The organism is Porphyromonas sp. COT-239 OH1446 (assembly GCF_000768875.1).
Taxonomy (GTDB): Bacteria; Bacteroidota; Bacteroidia; order Bacteroidales; family Porphyromonadaceae; genus Porphyromonas.
Window position 1 is genome coordinate 1 of the sequence record NZ_JRAO01000007.1, and the last position, 17,979, is coordinate 17,979.

The window sequence follows — 17,979 nt, forward strand, 5'->3', positions numbered from 1 at the left end:
CCCGCTCGGGCAGACAACCTTTCTGTCGTTTGCGAGTGCAAAGATAGAGCAAAAGTTTTATTCCCTCCAAATATTCACAAAAGATTTTTTTGAGAAGAACTCGAGAAATGCAAACGAAAAACAATCAAAACACTGTAACATAGCCTATTGAATAAACAAAAGATTTTCGAGAAAAGATGGGCTACGAGGAGGGCAGAGGCGGGAGAAGTGCCCCAAGAGGTAAAAACACGAGGGCAAGCCCGACCCATCGCCTCCAACCCATCGCCTCGAAGACAAGACTTGCCTCAGCAATATAAGAGGAGCGGAGACAAGAAAAAAAGATCTATACCTATAGTATATACAAGGGCGGAGGGCTAGAGAGGCACGGCGAGGCACGGCGGCGAGGTATGGCGACAGGGTGTGGGGCGGAGGCTCAGATAGGATCTCGAGGGAACTCCTATCTGAGTCTCGATCGAGGTATAAGTAGGAGCTCGGTCGAAGTATAAGTAGGAGCGCAACGGANGGCTCAGATAGGATCTCGAGGGAACTCCTATCTGAGTCTCGATCGAGGTATAAGTAGGAGCTCGGTCGAAGTATAAGTAGGAGCGCAACGGAACCACAAATAGGCACTCAGGCGAGAGCCTCCCGAGAGCGAGAATGCACTCCCCTCGAGAGCGCAGGCGAAACCATATCTAGGATCTCTATCTACAGTCAAGAGCCAAGCCTATAGGGAAGGGGCAGAAGCGAGCCCTTGATCTGCCATCGCTCCGCAGAGAGGCCCAAAAGGACCTACAGCAAGAGATCAAGGCTCTCCCCCAAGGGGCAGTGATCGCCCAGCCGGCACACAACCCCAGCACCCTACCGAGGGGCAACAAGGGGAGGTATAGCCAGGAGTGCGACACGAAGACGAGAAACACGAGCGAAACAGTCCCAGGCATACGCCCCACAGTCTACGGAGGAACTGAAGACAAAGGAGCGGAGGGAGCCCTTGGGAGTATGCCATCTTATAGCTAATTTTGCACTGATTTTACAGACACTTATAGCACCCAATAGAGTGATATGGAGGATGAGAAACAACTGGCACTAGATCTTCGCTATCTGCGTATGGCCGAGATCTGGGCGGAGAACTCGTACTGCATTCGTCGTCAGGTCGGGGCTCTTATTGTCAAGGACAAGAGCATCATATCTGACGGATACAATGGTACGCCCGCAGGCTTCGAGAATATCTGCGAAGACGAAAACGGGATGACCAAGCAATATGTCCTACACGCAGAGGCCAATGCCATCACCAAGGTTGCCAGCAGCACAAACGACTGCTCAGGGGCAACCCTCTACGTTACCGATAGTCCCTGCCTCGAGTGCGCTAAGCTCATCATCCAGAGCCGCATCTCACGGGTCGTCTACAGCCGAGCCTATCGCCTCAGCGATGGCATTGACCTGCTCAAAAGGGCAGGCATACGGGTAGACTTCGTCCAGCTAAACAAAGAATAATATATGGAGATCGACAATCAGAAGCCTAGCACCAAGAGAAGGGTTTGTAGCACGCTATCGATCATCATGATAGCGATCGTTACCTTCGCCTTGGGCGTGATCTTCTCCTCCCGCATCCTTCCTCGCCCGAGCAATGCCAGTGTACTGCAGCATGTCATGGGGCTTATCGACCGCTACTATGTAGATACAGTTAGCCTTCGAGAACTTGAGACCAAGGTACTGCCCCAGGTACTCAAAGAGCTCGATCCGCACTCAGTATATCTGCCAGCAGAGCTGAACAAGAAAGAGACCGAGGGGCTTGATGGGGGCTTCCAGGGCATAGGGGTACAATTCATCACCTTCACCGACACTGTAGTCGTTACCCGCATCATAGAGGGAGGGCCTTCGGAGCGGGCTGGACTACAAGCAGGGGACAGACTCCTCAGAGCCGACACAGTCTTACTCTATGGCAAAGCGTTGGATCAGGAGCGCATCTTCAAGGCCCTAAGAGGCCCTGCAGGCTCGGTTGTCTCACTAAGCATCAAGCGTGGCACAGACACCCTCGAGCTGCCTGTCGTGCGAGGCGAAGTACCCGTAAGCACCCTCGACGCAGACTACATGATCGACAACAAATGGCTGCTGGTGCGCATCAACAAGTGGGGGGCCTATACCCACCAAGAGTTCCTCGCCGCATACGTCCGGCATAGGAATGAGGGGATTAAGGGGATCATCATAGACCTAAGAGACAATGGCGGGGGATACCTCATGGCCGCCCCTATGCTTGCAGGCGAATTTCTCAGCAAGGATAAGATGATCGTCTACACCGAGGGCCGAGCCTATCCCAGGGAGGAGTTCACCACAGAGCAGGATGGACTACTCAAGGATATGCCCCTAGTCGTACTGGTCAATGAGCGCAGTGCCAGTGCCAGCGAGATCTTCGCCGGAGCGATGCAAGACCACGACAGGGCTCTGATCGTAGGGCGTAGAACCTTCGGCAAGGGCTTAGTCCAAGCCCCCTTCCTACTGTCAGACAGCTCGGCAGTACGCCTGACCATCGCCCGTTACTACACCCCCTCGGGGCGTAGCATCCAGCGCAGCTATGCCGAGGGTGCAGAGCGGTACGGGGAGGATCTCAGCGAACGTTTCCGCCATGGGGAGCTCTATAGTGCCGATAGCATCGTGCAGAGCGACTCTACCGTCTTCCTAACCCAGCTTGGGCGTGAGGTCTATGGTGGTGGGGGCATCCGCCCCGATGTCTTTGTCCCCCTGGATAGCTCGGGGAGAAACTCCTACTATATGCGCCTCGTACAGTCGGGGACGATGCCCCGCTTCGCCTTCGAGTATGCAGACAGGAATCGCAAGATGCTCTCGGAGCTGGCTGCGACCAACGAATTGCGCCCCTATCTCAAACAGCTCGGCATGGGTCTACTCTTCGAGTATGCCTATTATGCTCAACGCGCAGGGGTAGCCATCCGCACCTCGATGCTGCACGAGTCGGCCAAGCTCCTACAAAGTGAGCTACATGCGATGATCGCAGACCATGTATCGCCCAGCCGCAATGCCTTCTTTGAGATCCTCATGGCCAAAGACCTCGAAATACTCAAAGCAACAGAAATCCTCAACAAAGATGAATGGCGGCCTAAACTCTGAACCTACAACCAAAGCAGAGTGGCGCAAGCATACGAGGACTCTCTATGCCCAAAGATTGAGCCCCGAACTTAGGGAGACGGCTTCGCAGACGATCATCTCTGCCCTAAGGGAAGAGATCGAGCGGAGAGCACCCCAAAGCATAGGGATGTATGCGCCCCTCGGCGACGAACCAGAGATCAGCCCACTGCTCGAGGAGCTTAGGGAGAGATATCAGCTCTTCCTCCCCCGAGTAGAGAGCGAGACAGAAATAGCATTCTACCCCTACCTAGGGGTTGAGGAGCTCGAGCGCACAAGCAAGTACCAAATCCTTGAACCAACACAAGGCAAGGAGGAAGCCGTTGCTCCCGAGAGCCTCGAGCTCATTGTCGTACCAGCATTAGCCTTTGACAAGGGAGGCTACCGCCTCGGGAGAGGGAAGGGCTATTACGACCGATACCTTGCACATACACAGGCCTATCGCATCGGTGTGTCGCTCGACCTTGCCCCCATCGGGAGGCTGCCTCGAGGAGCATGGGATCTACCCATGGATCTCGTTATCACCCCCGAACGGAGCTATTTAGGGACGAGGTTTCACCCCTCTGCATTCGACATAGAAGATCAAGGAGATCGCCAAACAAGCATCTATTTGCAAATAAAGAACAAATATTCTCCACAAATCCCTAACTTAGACGAGGATTAAATAGGGAAAAGGATTACCTTTGTGGGAACTGTACTATACAAGCAATCAACTCCCCCTAGAAACGTGGGATCTATCAAACGCCCGAGAGATGGAAAAAACTATACATAAAGCCCTCATATCTGTCTTCCACAAGGAGGGCCTCGCCGAAATACTTTACCTGCTGCACCGAGAAGGTGTAGGCTTCGTATCCACAGGTGGCACACGATCGTTCATCGAAAGCCTTGGCTACCCCTGCGAGGCTGTAGAGGATCTGACCCAGTACCCCTCGATGCTAGGCGGACGGGTGAAGACCCTCCACCCCGCTATCCTCGGGGGCATCCTCGCCCGTCGAGCTAATCCTCAAGACCAGGAGGAGGTCGCTCGCTACCACATCCCTCTGATCGACCTCATTATCGTAGATCTATACCCCTTCGAGGCGACCGTAGCCTCAGGAGCTAGCGACGAGGAGATCATCGAGAAGATCGATGTGGGTGGGATCTCACTCATCCGAGGGGCGGCCAAGAACTACGAGGATGTGGTCATCATCGCCTCACAGGTGCAGTATGGTCAGCTACACGACATCCTAGCCTCTCGAGGGGCTCGCACGAGTCTTGAGGAGCGTCGCAGCTTCGCCCGTCAGGCCTTCGCAGTGAGCTCAGGCTACGATGCTGCGATCTTCAACTACTTCGACTCGGGCCAGCAGACAGCCTTCAGAGCTGTAGCAGAGTGGGCACAACCTCTGCGCTATGGGGAGAATCCTCATCAGAAGGGCGTATTCTTCGGCGATCTCTCTCGCTCCCTGGAGCAGCTGCACGGCAAGGAGATCTCCTACAACAACCTCCAGGACATCGACGCTGCCATCCAGCTGATCCAAGACTTCGACGAGCCCACCTTCGCCATCCTCAAGCACAACAATGCCTGCGGATGCGCTAGCCGCCCAACGATCCTCGAGGCCTGGATCGAAGCCCTTGCCTGCGACCCCGTCTCCGCCTTCGGAGGGGTGCTCGTAGCCAATAGAGAGATCGACCTAGGGACAGCAGAGGAGATCAACAAGCTCTTCTGCGAAGTGCTCATCGCCCCTGGCTATGCCCCCGAGGCTCTCGAGATCCTCAAGAGCAAAAAGAACCGCATCATCCTCGTGCAGAAGCAACGCATCGAGGCGCAGTGGTCTTGGCGTTCGATGCTCGGCGGAGTGCTCCAGCAGGAGACCGACAGAGCTGTAGAGACAGAGGCCGACCTCAAACTTGTGAGCAAGGTAGCCCCTGAGAAGAGCCAAATCAGCGACCTCATCTTCGCCAACAAAATCGTCAAGCACAGCAAAAGCAATGCCATAGTCCTCGCCAAGGATGGCAAGCTCCTCTCCTCGGGCATAGGACAGACCTCTCGCATCGATGCCCTCAAGCAGGCCATCGACAAGGCTCGTGGCTTCGACTTCGACCTCGAGGGAGCTGTGATGGCCAGCGACGCCTTCTTCCCCTTCGCCGACTGTGTAACCCTAGCCAGCCACGCAGGTATCAAGGCCATCGTACAGCCAGGCGGCTCGGTACGAGACCAGGAGAGCTTCGATGCTGCCGACGAACTAGGAGTAGCCATGGTCATCACTGGGGTAAGGCACTTCAAACACTAGCGTTTATTTTACTCAAGACATATTATACATAATCGTATCACCAAACAACAAACAGAGCATGGGACTATTCTCTTTCAGACAAGACCTTGCCATGGACCTTGGGACTGCAAATACGATCATCATCAAGGACGGGAAGATCGTCCTCGATGAACCATCGGTGGTGGCCTTCGACGTTCGCAATGGAGAGATGATCGCCGCTGGCACAAAGGCCAGGGAAATGTACGAGAAGGGCAACGCAAACATCAAGACCATTCGTCCTCTGCGAGATGGCGTGATCGCAGACTTCGACGCCGCAGAGCAAATGATCCGGGGGATGATCCGCATGATTAGCCGCCGCCGTAGCTGGTTTTCTCCCTCCCTACGCATGGTCGTATGCATCCCCTCGGGAAGCACTGAGGTCGAGATCAGAGCCGTACGAGACTCCAGCGAGCATGCAGGTAGCCGAGACGTTTATATGATCTACGAGCCCATGGCTGCTGCTATTGGGGTCGGTATCGATGTCCTCGCCCCAGAGGGGCACATGATCGTAGATATAGGCGGTGGAACGACTGAGATCGCTGTCATATCGCTCGGCGGCATCGTCAAGGATCAGTCCATCCGCACAGCTGGGGATGAGTTCACCCACAACATCATGGATCACATGCGAGACGTGCACAAGGTTCGCATCGGTGAGCGTACCGCAGAGCAGATCAAGATCAACGTAGGGGCTGTGTACAAAGATCTCGACAATCCACCCTCGGACTTCCTCGTCAGAGGTGCGGACATGATGGATACACGCCCTAGGGACATTATGGTCAATTATCATGAGGTCTGTGAGTGCCTCGAGAAGTCGATCATCAAGATCGAGAGTGCCATTCTCAAGACCCTCGAGGAGACCCCACCCGAGCTCTATTCCGATATTTGCAACAATGGGATTGTCCTAGCAGGGGGAGGAGCACTTCTCAGAGGGCTTGACAAACGTCTTACAAACCGCTTTGGTGTCGAGTTCAAGATCGCAGAAGATCCCCTCCACGCTGTGGCTATCGGGACTGGTATTGCCCTCAAGAATACCGATACATTTAATTTCTTGATCCGATAACGAAACGTTCTCTCCTCAAGGTGTGCCTAGAGCCCTAAGCCCTGGGCACATCTTGGTTATTCGCAGACACTCTCGTGCGCAGGCTCATCGAATTCCTCCTCAGCAAGAAGCACTGGTTCGTCTTCCTGCTGCTGCAGTCCTTCGCTCTCTTTATGCTGCTGAGCGATGGAATATATCATAGACATCTCGGCTGGGTATTCACAGGTTGGGTTACAGGTCATGCGAATGAAATCATGACCGAAGGCTATAGCTACCTCAACCTCAGAGACAAGAACGAACTCCTCCTGGCCGAAAATGCACGTCTGAAGAACCGCTACATCGAGCTCGAACGCCGAGTAAGGGACGAGGCCGCCCAGGCCCACCTCCCCCAGCTGGCAGCCCTACTCGACTCGGTATCGACACATCTAGGGCAGAAGACCCAGTTCGTTACGGCACGCATCATCAACCTAACCAACAAGACGGGCGAGATCTACTACATCATCAATCGAGGACGAAGCCATGGTCTCAGACGAGATATGCCAGTGATGAGCGACAGAGGGGTACTGGGGGCAGTCCTAGACCTCTCAGATAGCTACGCCGTCATCATCCCCATCATCAACTCCAAGTTGCGTCTGAGCTGCACCATCAAAGGCAAGGGATACAAGGGGACACTCAGCTCTCAGGGCTTCGCCCGTAGCGTAAGGCTCGGCGATGTTCCCATCCACGCCCAGGTCTCTGCAGGGGATACGATACAGACGAGTGGCTTCTCCTTCCTCTTCCCCGAGGGACTCATGGTCGGCGTCGTACAAGAGGCCGACTCGACACGTATGACAGGAGCGGCAGGGGCTTTCGCCAACTACAAGGTCTCCCTAGCGACAGACTTCGAACAGCTGAGCTACGTCTATGTACTGCTCACCCCCGCACTGGAGGAGGCCGAGGAGCTACAGAAAAAAATACTCTCAAGCGACAATGTATAGGACTTGGATTAAGTTTGCTCTCATCAGCCTGACCCTCATCGCCGTTCAGGTGTGGGTGCTCAGCCCCTGGGCACTATTTCGCTTAGGGACGCCCTACATCTACCCCTTCCTCCTGCTACTGCTACCCATCGGGCTGAGGCAGATCCCTCTCGTAGTCTTTGGCTTCAGCATAGGCTTTGTCCTCGACCTACTCTACCCTACCCCAGGGCTACACGCCTCGGTAATGACATCCACGGCCTTTCTTAGGCACTACTTCGTTCGCTCGATGGTAGATCGAGAGGTAGACCTCGAAGCCCCAGCCCTGTATCGAGAGCTTCGAGGCGGAGCGGTCGTCCTGCTGATCGAGATCTTAGTCTGCCATCACCTCCTGCTCTTCTTCCTGGACGGAGGATGGGCCTCGGATCTGAGCTATACGCTGCTGCGCCTAGGCTCTAGCCTCATGCTTTCGCTGGCCCTGTGCTTGGTGATGCTCATGCTCTCGAACATCAGCCTAAGACCTCGCTCACAGTATGCCAAACGATAAGTACTATCAGCGGCGTTGGCTCATGATCGTACTGGTCGTGGGCATTGTTACGATCTATATCTTGAGGCTCTTTCAGCTGCAAATCATCGAGACGGGCTACAAGCAGCGAGCAGACAACAATGCCTACTACATCAAGTCCACCTATCCCTCCCGAGGGGTGATCTACGATCGGGGAGGGAGGCTGCTAGTCGAGAATCGCCTGACCTATGATCTCATGATCACGATGCACGAGGCTAAGCACACTCTAGACACCCTCGCCCTGAGCTCGGTACTGAGCCTACCCATCGAGCAGATCCGAGAGCGTCTCGAGGCGGTCAAGGATCGCCGACGCAACCGAGGCTACACCCCCTATACCCCTCAGGTACTGCTCTCACAGCTAGACGAGGAAGATGTGGGACGATTTCAGGAACTTCTGTACAAGTTCCCGGGCTTCTCGGTGCAGAAGCGAACGATCCGCCACTACAACTATCAGAACGGAGCACACCTCTTGGGCTATCTAGCAGAGGCCAGCCCTAAGGATATTGAGCGAGACAGCCTCATCGCCCCTGGCGACTATGTGGGCAAGAGTGGTGTCGAACGCTTCTACGACGTCGTCCTAAGAGGCGAGAAGGGCGAGGAGATACTCCTGAGAGACTCTCGAGGCAGGATCAAAGGTCGCTTCAACGATGGGATGGACGACCGAGCCCCCATCAACGGACGAGACCTCACCCTCTCGATCGACGGAGAGCTCCAAGCCTTCGGCGAGGAGCTCATGCGAGGCAAACGAGGAGCAATCGTCGCCATCGAGCCTGAGACGGGCGAGATCCTAGCCCTAGTAACAGCCCCAAGCTACAACCCCGCCCGCCTAGCAGGCAAGGACAAGGGGGTGCAGCACAAGCTCCTGGAGGTAGAGGCGGGCAAGCCCCTCTTCAACCGGGCCATCATGGGGACTTACCCTCCTGGATCGACCTTCAAGACAGCCCAGGCTGCTATCTTCCTAGCCGAGGGGGTTGTAACGCCACAGACCCCAATGAGCTGCATCGGAGGCTATCCTCGCCTCAGAGGGAGACCCAAGTGCCATCCACATGCCCCTTCGCCAACGCTGGCCTACTCGCTCTCCACCTCCTGCAATAGCTACTACTGCTGGGGAATGCATTACCTGCTGGACAATCGCAGCTTCTACCCCACGATCCAAGAGGCCTTCGAGGCTTGGAAGCATCGGATCGTCTCCCTCGGCTATGGCTATAGGTTGGGTGTAGATCTATCAGGCGAGAAGCCTGGCTACATCCCCAACAGTAAGGTCTACGATAAGGTCTACCGAGGCAATTGGAGCTCTAGCACCATCATCTCCATCTCCATCGGACAGGGCGAGATCCTCTCGACCCCTCTACAGATTGCCAACCTGGCAGCCATCGTGGCCAATCGGGGGACATACCGCCGCCCACACGTGGTGCGCAGCATCGATGGGATGCCACTAGACAGTGCCTATACCAATATCCAACAGACCAGCATTGCTCGGGAGCATTGGGAGCAGGTCGTCCAGGGGATGGCTATGGCTGTCTCGAGTGGGACATGCCGAGGGGCGAACTTCGCCCCAGGCGAGATCGAGGTCTGTGGCAAGACCGGGACTGCAGAGAATAATGGCAAGGACCACTCGGCCTTCATGGGCTTTGCCCCACGCCACAAGCCTCGCATCGCTGTGGCGGTATACGTAGAGCATGGCGGCTATGGGGCGGCCTATGGCGTACCTATTGGACGACTGATGATGGAGCATTACCTGCGCAAGGGCAGTCTCTCGAGCGAGAGCGAAGCCCTCTACCAATACATGCGCAACTCAAGTATCAGCTACTACAATGACATATAAGCAGCATACCTCGCAGCTCTGGAAGTCTATTGACTGGACGAGCATCATCATCTACCTCGTGCTCATTGTGGCTGGGTGGTTTACGATCTGTGGAGCTTCGTATAGCCTTGACATTGACGAGCTACTGGCCTGGGGGAGTCGCCCTATGATGCAGCTGCTGTGGATGGGGATGGGGCTCTGGCTGGGCTTTGTGGTGCTGATGATCGACAGGAGCTTCTTCGAGATTGGAGCTCCGATCTTCTACATTGCAATGATGCTCCTGCTACTGGTTACGATCTTCGTAGCCCCTGATATTAAGGGCTCTCGCTCGTGGCTGGTTATGGGGCCTATCCGCCTACAGCCGGCAGAGTTTGCTAAGGTCGCCACAGCCCTCATGCTCGCCTGGCAATGCAGCAAGCATGGCTTTACCATCAAAGGGGTTAGGAACTATGCCACGATCTTCGCCCTTGTGCTACTGCCTATAGTCCTTATTCTAGGGCAGCAAGAGACAGGCTCGGCATTGGTATTCCTCGCCCTACTCCTGGCTATGTATCGGGAGGGTTTCTCGGGGCTCTTCATGGGGCTAGGGGCCTCGGCTACGGTGTACTTCGTCCTAGCCCTCATCCTACAGGACAGTCGTTGCTTAGGCGAGAGCAGCTCGCTGGATAACCTAGCTGTAGGGGCATGTATCTTAGCCTTTACCCTAATCTTCTATACCCTCTACGGCGAGTATCGGCGCACCATCGAGCACCCCTTGACGCTGGGGGGGATTGCTCTCGGGGTATATGCCTTGGCACGAGGAGTACACGCTTTCGTCCCCTATGATATGGGCTACGTCAGTCTCGGGCTCATCATCCTCTTCGTGGGCTATCTGCTCTATTTAGCCATTAGGCACTATGCCAGCCGCTACTTCTTCATCGCAGCCTTTGCTCTTGGGTCTCTAGGGTTCTACCACTCGGTCAACTATGTCTTCGACGAGATCATGGAGCCTCATCAGCAGGTGCGTATCCGAGTGGCTCTAGGGATCGAAGATGACATCAAAGGCAAGGGCTACAATGTAGACCAGTCCAAGATCGCTATCGGCTCTGGTGGACTATGGGGCAAGGGCTTCCTTGAGGGCACGCAGACCAAGCTCAACTATGTACCTGAGCAAGATACAGACTTCATCCTCTGCACCGTAGGTGAGGAGCAAGGCTTCGTAGGCACCTCTGCCCTACTAATTCTCTACGGAGTATTTATCCTACGCATTGTCGTGCTAGCCGAGAGGCAACGAACGACCTTCGCCCGAGTGTATGGTTATTGTGTGGCGAGTATCTTCTTCTTCCACCTCTTCATCAATGCTGGTATGGTCATCGGCCTAGTGCCCGTGATCGGCATCCCATTACCCTTCTTCAGCTATGGGGGATCTTCGCTCTGGGGCTTTACCTTCTTACTCTTTATTTTTCTAGGGATGGATGCCCGCAGGGGTACTATCGCCTAATGAACACCAAATGATATACCTGATTTATGATCAAAGCAATAGTATTTGACCTAGGCGGGGTGCTCATCCACCTCAATCGAGATGAAGCCCTTAAACGCTTCTCAGCCCTAGGAGTACCCGAAGTCGAGAAGATGCTCGACCCCTACCTACAGAGCGGCCTCTTCTTGGCTGTGGAGGATGGCTCGATCAGCAAGGAAGAGTTTCGCCAATCCCTCAGCGAGCTCTCTGGTCGGAAACTCACGCACAGCGAGCTCTCCCACGCCTATATGGGCTTCTTGGCAGAGGTAGCAGCCTACAAATTTGACTTCATCGACGAGCTCCGTCAGCGGTACAAGATCTACATCCTCTCCAACACCAACCCTTATGTGATGGAGTATGCGGAGAGCTCGGAATTCCTGCCCAATGGTCGCACACTGAGCAGCTATTGCGAGCAGAAGTTCGCCTCGTGTGAGATGGGGGTGGTCAAGCCCTATCGGGAGATCTTCGACCGAATGATCGAGGAGGCTAGGCTAGAGCCTAGTGAGACGCTCTTCGTAGACGATGGTCCTGCCAATGTGGCTATGGGCCAGGAATTGGGCTTCATCACCTACTGTCCTCAGAATGGGGAGGACTGGCGCACGGCACTCACCGAGATCCTAGAGGCGCACCACGCCTAGCTCTTAGGGAGCTGGGCCAAGAGCCCAAAGGGATCATCATCTCCAACACCCCAGGCGGTGTGTCGAAATGAATATTTCGACACACCGCCTCGCTCTATCAGGAGATCTACCTGGGTGTTTCCCAACCTCACTGTCCACAAAGAATATGGCGCAGGGCTACCGTCCTGCGCCATATCTTATCTATTTCTATCTCAGAAAATTTATCCCGAAGACTATTCGTTGATCATACTAAAGAGCTCTTCGGCGGCAGCACGAGGGCCCTCCTTGGCCATGCCCTCGATAGCTAGGGCGGTGTGCATCTGCCCGACCTTGACACCCTCGGCGAAGAGGCCTGCGAAGTACTTACGCACTAGTCCCTCGGCCAGCTTCCTCTCCTGCACAGGGCCGAATGGGTTAGCGAAATAAGAGGTTACGAGACCCGTCTCGGTCGTAGTACCTTTGGCCCTACGTGCACCGGCCTCGAAGATCTCTATAGCCTCCTCTTGAGAGGCAAAGAGCTGGATCTTCTGCTCAACCTCCTCATAGTTGTTGGCATATAGGAAGTAGTCGATGTTGTAGCCCTTGGAGATCACCTCGTAGGTCGATACGGGGATGGTTACTCGGGCGTTGACCTTGTCGGGGTTTGTGTAGATCCCTCGATTGAGCTGGGCAAAGGCATAGGTCGGGTCAAGGTCATCCGTACGGACGAAGGCTCCGATCTCTGTACCATAAGCCTTGATACGCCCATCTTCGTCGAAGGAGAGATAACCCATATCATCGAAAATAATACGCATGTGGCGGATATACCGCTCGTTGAGGGTACGGAAGGCCTCGAGGCTCTCACTCTTGCCCGCACCGCTATCGCCCATGATGACGATATTGGCCTCTCGGCCGTTTTTGAGGGCAATATTGACCATGGCTCCGTGAAGAGGGAGGTTACCTCGCTCCATCTGCTTGATATTGTGCAGGGTCAGGAGCATCTTCTTCATATAGCCGAAGTAGTCGATCTCATCGTTGTAGTTAGCGTAGCCGATGAGAATATCATTCTTCGTATCCTTGTGGTAGAAGGTTCTCTTCTCGCTATGCCCATCGTCGTAGCCGAAGACATAGATTAGGTCGGGCTTCTTGTCGGTGTACTCCTCAGTTTTGGCCAACTCAAAAAGGTTCGCAAGGCCCAGACCATGACACATGAAATCCTTGTGGAAGTAAACGAAAGCAAGCAGATTGCCCACCTTAGCTGGATAGAGAAACCAATCGTCCTCGAGTAGGATCATATGCGCCAGCGGATTGCTCTTATGCTCGGCAAATATGCCATCTCGAGTATTCTTCTTCGTATAGGATACATAGGGTGGATTGATCACAATGGTACTGATGAAGGGGATAGAGAGCAAGCCTCGATACTCGGGTGGACAGTCCCAATGGATATTGTTGAGGATGAGGCCAGCATTGGCCCCTGCGGTGGTTTGGAGGTAGACATTGCTCTGATAGCCATTGACCACGCTCTTGGTGCGTCGGTAGATCGAGAGGATCAGCTCGTTGAAAAGCTGATAGGCCTGGATAAAGCGAACGTTCTGCACGCCCTCTCCCACACGGTTGTTTTGGACGATGGCCACACGCTCTAGCTTACGCCAGTACTCGTAGAGTAGCTCGATGAGCTCGATGAAGAGATCTTTGTCGTAGAAGAGTGGGGCATACTTGTTATTGACCGCCACCAGCTCCTCGAGCTCGCAGACACTCAGCAGACGGATAGCCTCCATAAGCGAGCGAGTAAGCTCGTCATCCGTCTCGAAGTGCTGGATGAAAGCATCGTAGACAATCGGATTGTCGATCTTCAAGCGAAGGATAAAGGACTCGACCACCTTGCCATAAGCGTAGCTTGTCAAAATCTTGCGCCTATTGTCGCAGTACTTGGAGGTAAAGTTGATGATCGCTCGACCTCGTTTTAGGGTGAACTCTTGTAACATACTTCTAACGTTTTAGCATTGTTTGGTTTCGGAGGCTGCACTAGAGCCTAAGGAGCAAGCCTACCTCCGTCGGAGGGCAGGGACACATCATGCCGAAGTATGCGATCAGGCTAGGACGTCGTAAGAGACAAGCAAAGCTCCATACTACAGCACAGCCTCTAGCAAAGATAACAAAAAGTGATGAAGAAACATAAATCTATGTATATCAACTCCTCGTATAAACACCAAGAGTGGGGCTATAGTTATATTTATGAGACAAATCATCGATATACTTCACTTCAAACAACAATCTATGAACAGGCAAAGTAAACAAACCATCCTGCTCACTGGAGCAGCTGGCAACATCGGACGAGAAGTCCTCAGGATGCTCGTAGCGCAGGGTGATCGCTATCACATCCGAGTGCTCGAGCTCAAAAATGCCCGCAGTATGGCTCTCTTCGATAAATATCGTGGGCGCATCGAGATCTACTATGCAGATCTCTCTCAACTAGACCAGCTACAGCAGGCTACCCGAGGAGTAGACTGGTGCATCCACACCGCCTCGATCATCCCCCCCAGAGCCTATGAGGAGAGGGAGCTCACCTATAGGGTCAATGTCCTCGGTACAGCTAACCTGATCGCTTCACTGGAGAAACATTCGCCCAAGGCTTTCATCATCGTAACCTCCTCGGTCGCAGTCTATGGAGATCGACTACAACGACCCAATATCCGTGTAACCGACCAGTTGCAGACATCGGAGGGCGACAACTACGGCTCATCAAAGATACATATGGAGCAGATCGTCCGCTCTAGCAAGCTCGGATGGACGATTTTTCGCCTCTCGGCCATCATGGGCGTGGGCAACCACAAGATCTCCAAGCTCATCTTCCATATGCCTCTAGACACTCAGATGGAGATCACCACACTCGGAGATACAGCCCGAGCCCTCACACTGGCTATAGAGCATCGTTCGGAGCTAGAGAGGAGGATCTTCAACCTCGGCGGAGGGGCTGCCTGCCGAACGACCTATCGAGAGTTTCTCTCGAAGAACTTCGAGCTCTACGGCCTCGGGGCTCTAGACTTCCCCGACAAGGCCTTTGCAGAACGTAATTACCACTGCGGCTTGTATGCCGATGGCGACAAACTTGAGGAAATCCTAGGCTTTAGGCAAGATAGCTTAGAAGACTACTACGCAACTGTCAAGGCCTCGATCCCAGCCTACAAACGCTGGGGGGCAAGCCTCCTCAAGGGTGAGATCAAGCGAAGGCTACTCAACCGCTCCGAGCCCTACCGAGCCTGGGTGGAGCAGGACGAGATGCGTATGGAGGACTTCTTCTAGCCCCCAAGGGGAGCTCTCTCTCCATAGGACTTCCTCCTGGGAGAAGAAGGGTGCTGAGCTTCAAATATAGCTCGGCACCTTCCTCTTTTATACGCCTACACCAAGGCTCAGAGGCACGTAGCAGAGGGGCTCTACAGAGACCTAAGTAGGAGCTCGAATGAGCTCCTACTTAGGTCTCTGCTGCGATCCTATTAGGATCTCAAGTGAGAGCCTATCTAGATCTCGAGAGATCCTCCCCCGGGCATTCGCTAGAGGAAGAACCGAGAGCGCAACCGAAGGGCTATCGAGACCTTGGCTTCAGCGAGAGATCTACCCTCCCTCTACCCCTCCTCCAGGAGCAGACGGGCAAAAAGCACAAAGAAAAAGACAAAACAACTGAATAGAGGAATATATTTGGATAATAAAACTATTAAATATACTTTTGCATCGAAATAGAAACGGACATAATAATAAAAACCAGTTTAATAGACTTCTCATCAAAGGAGGCAGAGGACAAATAACTACCACCCTATGTCCTTGCTTTCGAGACACTACCCTAGAACCAATCATCACCCAATAGATTACGATTCCAATGGCAACATCCTACAAGACACAGCTGCTGCACCATGCCTACGACCGAGCAGCGCATAACGGCTCTACCGCAGTCCCCCTCTATCAGACGACTGCTTTCGACTTCGGCACGAGTGATCATGCAGCAGATCTCTTCAACTTGGCCGCTCCAGGCTACATTTACACACGCCTCAACAATCCTACCAGCGATATACTCGAGCAGCGACTGGCCGTCCTAGAAGGGGGGATCGGATCTGTGGTAACCTCCTGCGGCATGAGTGCCATCTCGACGACACTGCTGACGCTACTGCGTAGCGGCGACCATATCGTCGCCTCGAGCAGCCTCTATGGGGGGACGTACAACCTACTCTCAGTTACTCTGCCCCGTCTAGGCATTACGACAAGCTTTGTAGATCCCGACGACTTTGAGGCTTTCGAAGCTGCCATACAGGACAATACACGAGTTGTCTACGCCGAAACATTGGGCAATCCCAAGCTCGATTTTGTCGACCTTGAGCGTCTCAGCCAGATCGCTCACAGGCATCACCTCCCCTTCGTCGTGGACAATACAACAACCCCTGGAGTCTGCCGCCCTATCGAGTATGGGGCAGACCTAGTCATCCACTCGCTCTCAAAATATGTCTGTGGCAATGGTTCAACGCTGGCAGGGGCAGTAGTCGATGCAGGGCACTTCGACTGGGCCTCGGGCAAGTTTCCCGAGTTCACCACCCCCAGCCCTGGTTATCATGGTCTGATCTATAGTGAAGCCTTTGGCCCTGCGGCCTTCATCGCCAAGCTGCGTGTGGAGGGGTTGCGAGATCTAGGTGGTGCACTGAGCCCATTCAATTCTCTCCAGCTCATTCAGGGTCTCGAGACCCTCGACATTCGCTACGAACGGGTCAGTCGATCAGCTCTCGAGATCGCCCGCTGGCTCGAGGGGCATCCACAAGTCGAGTGGGTCAATTACCCTGGTCTTGAGAGTAGTGCCTACCATGATCGCTGCCAGCAATATATCCGTGGGGGCTTCGGGGGGCTGCTGACCTTCGGGACTAAGGGCGGCTACGAGACAGCCAAGAAATTCTCCGACAGCACCAAGATCTTCTCCATCGTGGCCAACCTAGGCGATAGCAAGAGCCTCTTGATACACCCTGCCAGTACGACCCATCGCCAACTATCGGCAGAGCAGCAACTCTCGGCAGGTGTTACTCCATCGCTCGTACGCCTCTCCATCGGGCTCGAAGAGGTGGAGGATCTCAAGGCAGATCTTGACCAAGCCCTCAGACAGAGTGCATCATAACTAAGCCTTTGACATCCATGCTCCAGTTCCTAAGCATTCCCAGTTACACGACAGAGGCAGGCGTAGAGCTCAAGGACTATCGCCTCAGCTACGAAGTGGCAGGTCCAACACTCGGTTCGGCACCCATTGTCCTCGTGCACCATGCCCTGACGGGCAACTCGTCCGTCGCAGGGCCCGAGGGCTGGTGGGCACAGCTCATCGGCCCAGGGCAAACCATCGATAGTAAGCACTATACGATCTTGGCCTTCAACATCCCAGGCAATGCTTATGATGGGAGGGATTGTCCTCTAGCTCTAGGCTTTAGTCTCAGGGATGTGGCCGAACTCTTCGGACTAGGTCTGAGGCAACTCGGCATCGAGACCATAGACACCATCATCGGTGCATCCCTAGGCGGCGCACTCAGTCTACAGCTCGGCTTCCTCTATCCCAGGCTTGCTCGACAGATCATCTGCATCGCCTCAGACTATCGAGCCAGCGATTGGCTACTCGCTCAGACGATGGTACAGCGGCAGATCCTCGAGCACTCTAGCCATCCGATCGAGGATGCTAGAATCCATGCAATGCTCTGCTACCGCACCCCTGCCTCACTCAACCTGCGCTTCGGAGGCCAGGTTAGCCAACGAACTCCCGAACTCTCTGCCATAGAGGACTGGCTCGGCTATCACGGGCGTACCCTAGCCTCTCGCTTCAGCCTCAATGCCTATCGGGTCATGACCTCGCTGACAGGTTCGATACGAGTCTGCCAAAAGGATAGCGAGCTCTCTCGCATCAAGAGTATCATCCGACTGGTGAGCATAGAGAGCGATCTGCTCTTCACCCACGATCGAGCCGAGACCTTGCATCGCAGCCTCCTCGTCAACAAACCCGACAGCACACTAGACGTGATCTATTCGATCCACGGACATGATGCTTTCCTCATGGAGTATGAGCAGCTCAACGCCATCGTACAGTCCTATATTTCTTAATCTTTAGC

14 protein-coding genes are annotated in these 17,979 nt (G+C 54.3%); 13 read left to right on the forward strand and 1 reads right to left on the reverse strand.

The genetic code is table 11. The annotated features are described in order from the left end of the window. The first annotated feature begins 1,038 nt into the window (after positions 1-1,038). The 10 genes from HQ37_RS01110 to HQ37_RS01155 all read left to right on the forward strand — a co-directional run bounded on the left by HQ37_RS01110 (position 1,039) and on the right by HQ37_RS01155 (position 11,899). The gene (locus HQ37_RS01110) at positions 1,039-1,470 is read left to right on the forward strand and encodes a dCMP deaminase family protein (RefSeq protein WP_036879208.1); all 432 of its coding nucleotides are present in this window, start codon (positions 1,039-1,041) and stop codon (positions 1,468-1,470) included. 3 nt (positions 1,471-1,473) lie between these two features. Then, on the forward strand, positions 1,474-3,099 hold the full coding sequence (locus HQ37_RS01115; protein WP_036879211.1) for a S41 family peptidase: 1,626 nt from the start codon (positions 1,474-1,476) through the stop codon (positions 3,097-3,099). Next, the gene (locus HQ37_RS01120) at positions 3,077-3,778 is read left to right on the forward strand and encodes a 5-formyltetrahydrofolate cyclo-ligase (RefSeq protein ID WP_052080670.1); all 702 of its coding nucleotides are present in this window, start codon (positions 3,077-3,079) and stop codon (positions 3,776-3,778) included. Before HQ37_RS01115 ends, HQ37_RS01120 begins: the two co-directional genes overlap by 23 nt. 88 nt (positions 3,779-3,866) lie before the next feature. Continuing rightward, the gene (gene purH / locus HQ37_RS01125; protein ID WP_036879215.1) at positions 3,867-5,384 is read left to right on the forward strand and encodes a bifunctional phosphoribosylaminoimidazolecarboxamide formyltransferase/IMP cyclohydrolase; all 1,518 of its coding nucleotides are present in this window, start codon (positions 3,867-3,869) and stop codon (positions 5,382-5,384) included. 58 nt (positions 5,385-5,442) lie between these two features. Further along, on the forward strand, positions 5,443-6,462 hold the full coding sequence (locus tag HQ37_RS01130) for a rod shape-determining protein (protein WP_036879217.1): 1,020 nt from the start codon (positions 5,443-5,445) through the stop codon (positions 6,460-6,462). Positions 6,463-6,536: 74 nt separating this feature from the next. Beyond that, on the forward strand, positions 6,537-7,418 hold the full coding sequence (gene mreC / locus HQ37_RS01135; protein ID WP_036879219.1) for a rod shape-determining protein MreC: 882 nt from the start codon (positions 6,537-6,539) through the stop codon (positions 7,416-7,418). Then, the gene (locus tag HQ37_RS01140) at positions 7,411-7,941 is read left to right on the forward strand and encodes a hypothetical protein (protein WP_052080671.1); all 531 of its coding nucleotides are present in this window, start codon (positions 7,411-7,413) and stop codon (positions 7,939-7,941) included. The genes mreC and HQ37_RS01140 overlap by 8 nt, the downstream gene beginning before the upstream one ends. After that, complete coding sequence (locus HQ37_RS01145; RefSeq protein WP_036879222.1) at positions 7,928-9,784, forward strand: penicillin-binding transpeptidase domain-containing protein; 1,857 nt, start codon at positions 7,928-7,930, stop codon at positions 9,782-9,784. The genes HQ37_RS01140 and HQ37_RS01145 overlap by 14 nt, the downstream gene beginning before the upstream one ends. Beyond that, entirely contained in the window at positions 9,774-11,243 is a 1,470-nt protein-coding gene (gene rodA, locus HQ37_RS01150) for a rod shape-determining protein RodA (RefSeq protein WP_036879225.1), read from the forward strand. The genes HQ37_RS01145 and rodA overlap by 11 nt, the downstream gene beginning before the upstream one ends. Before the next feature lie 26 nt (positions 11,244-11,269). Further along, positions 11,270-11,899, forward strand: coding sequence for an HAD family phosphatase (locus tag HQ37_RS01155; protein WP_036879228.1), 630 nt, complete (start codon positions 11,270-11,272; stop codon positions 11,897-11,899). Between the two features lie 212 nt (positions 11,900-12,111). Here HQ37_RS01155 and HQ37_RS01160 read toward each other — a convergent pair whose 3' ends face one another. Continuing rightward, entirely contained in the window at positions 12,112-13,842 is a 1,731-nt protein-coding gene (locus HQ37_RS01160) for a phosphoenolpyruvate carboxykinase (RefSeq protein ID WP_036879231.1), read from the reverse strand. A gap of 292 nt (positions 13,843-14,134) precedes the next feature. On the opposite strand from HQ37_RS01160, the gene HQ37_RS01165 reads away from it, so the two are divergent. The 3 genes from HQ37_RS01165 (at position 14,135) to HQ37_RS01175 (ending at position 17,971) form a co-directional block, all read left to right on the forward strand. After that, positions 14,135-15,160: an NAD(P)-dependent oxidoreductase gene (locus HQ37_RS01165; RefSeq protein ID WP_036879234.1), complete on the forward strand. Its 1,026-nt coding sequence runs from the start codon at positions 14,135-14,137 to the stop codon at positions 15,158-15,160. A 571-nt stretch (positions 15,161-15,731) separates the two neighbouring features. Further along, the gene (locus HQ37_RS01170) at positions 15,732-17,006 is read left to right on the forward strand and encodes an O-acetylhomoserine aminocarboxypropyltransferase/cysteine synthase family protein (protein ID WP_036879237.1); all 1,275 of its coding nucleotides are present in this window, start codon (positions 15,732-15,734) and stop codon (positions 17,004-17,006) included. Between the two features lie 17 nt (positions 17,007-17,023). Beyond that, the gene (locus HQ37_RS01175) at positions 17,024-17,971 is read left to right on the forward strand and encodes an alpha/beta fold hydrolase (protein WP_036879240.1); all 948 of its coding nucleotides are present in this window, start codon (positions 17,024-17,026) and stop codon (positions 17,969-17,971) included. Positions 17,972-17,979: the final 8 nt, after the last annotated feature.

Excerpts from the sequence above, each read along its gene's own strand:
- HQ37_RS01110 (WP_036879208.1), top strand. The coding sequence starts at position 1,039 with ATGGAGGATGAGAAACAACTGGCACTAGATCTTCGCTATCTGCGTATG.
- HQ37_RS01115 (WP_036879211.1), top strand. The coding sequence starts at position 1,474 with ATGGAGATCGACAATCAGAAGCCTAGCACCAAGAGAAGGGTTTGTAGC.
- HQ37_RS01120 (WP_052080670.1), top strand. The coding sequence starts at position 3,077 with ATGAATGGCGGCCTAAACTCTGAACCTACAACCAAAGCAGAGTGGCGC.
- purH (WP_036879215.1), top strand. The coding sequence starts at position 3,867 with ATGGAAAAAACTATACATAAAGCCCTCATATCTGTCTTCCACAAGGAG.
- HQ37_RS01130 (WP_036879217.1), top strand. The coding sequence starts at position 5,443 with ATGGGACTATTCTCTTTCAGACAAGACCTTGCCATGGACCTTGGGACT.
- HQ37_RS01140 (WP_052080671.1), top strand. The coding sequence starts at position 7,411 with ATGTATAGGACTTGGATTAAGTTTGCTCTCATCAGCCTGACCCTCATC.
- HQ37_RS01145 (WP_036879222.1), top strand. The coding sequence starts at position 7,928 with ATGCCAAACGATAAGTACTATCAGCGGCGTTGGCTCATGATCGTACTG.
- rodA (WP_036879225.1), top strand. The coding sequence starts at position 9,774 with ATGACATATAAGCAGCATACCTCGCAGCTCTGGAAGTCTATTGACTGG.
- HQ37_RS01155 (WP_036879228.1), top strand. The coding sequence starts at position 11,270 with ATGATCAAAGCAATAGTATTTGACCTAGGCGGGGTGCTCATCCACCTC.
- HQ37_RS01160 (WP_036879231.1), bottom strand. The coding sequence starts at position 13,842 with ATGTTACAAGAGTTCACCCTAAAACGAGGTCGAGCGATCATCAACTTT.
- HQ37_RS01165 (WP_036879234.1), top strand. The coding sequence starts at position 14,135 with ATGAACAGGCAAAGTAAACAAACCATCCTGCTCACTGGAGCAGCTGGC.
- HQ37_RS01170 (WP_036879237.1), top strand. The coding sequence starts at position 15,732 with ATGGCAACATCCTACAAGACACAGCTGCTGCACCATGCCTACGACCGA.
- HQ37_RS01175 (WP_036879240.1), top strand. The coding sequence starts at position 17,024 with ATGCTCCAGTTCCTAAGCATTCCCAGTTACACGACAGAGGCAGGCGTA.